The sequence below is a fragment of the Vibrio sp. 10N.222.48.A3 genome, from assembly GCF_041475345.1.
GTDB classification, from domain to species: Bacteria; Pseudomonadota; Gammaproteobacteria; order Enterobacterales; family Vibrionaceae; genus Vibrio; species Vibrio tasmaniensis_A.
Genome location: NZ_JBFRVX010001199.1, coordinates 1 through 520 on the forward strand (window position 1 = coordinate 1; position 520 = coordinate 520).

Consider the following 520-nt stretch of genomic DNA (forward strand, 5'->3'; position numbering starts at 1 on the left):
GGGAGCGATTCGCTCCCTATATCCTGATTTTATCGGCTCATCAATACTAACCGAAAGCGGTGAATTAAGCTTCGATTGTAGTACCAGTGATGATCACTTCTTCTAGAGGTACGTCTTGGTGCATACCCATAGAACCAGTGCTAACACCTTTGATCTTGTTTACGATGTCCATGCCTTCAACAACTTCTGCGAATACACAGTAGCCCCAACCGTCTAGGCTTTCGCTACGGAAGTTTAGGAAAGAGTTGTCGTTAACGTTGATGAAGAACTGAGAGCTCGCTGAATGCGGTTCCATAGTACGAGCCATTGCTAGCGTCCCCACTTTGTTCGCTAGGCCGTTGTTTGCTTCGTTCTTGATAGTCGCGCGAGTTGTTTTTTCTTTAAGGCCAGAAGTCATGCCGCCGCCTTGAACCATGAAACCATCGATAACACGGTGGAATAGCGTGTTGTCGTAAAAACCGTCACGGCAATACTGTAGGAAGTTTGCGCTTGTTTCTGGTGCTTTTTCTTCGTTAAGTTG

The 520-nt window shown here is 46.3% G+C and carries 1 protein-coding gene; it reads right to left on the bottom strand.

Annotated features, from left to right (window positions below):
• Positions 1-64: 64 nt before the first annotated feature.
• Positions 65-520, bottom strand: a 456-nt coding sequence (locus AB4653_RS25005) for a peptidylprolyl isomerase (protein WP_372105576.1), incomplete at its 5' end; no start/stop codon positions are given.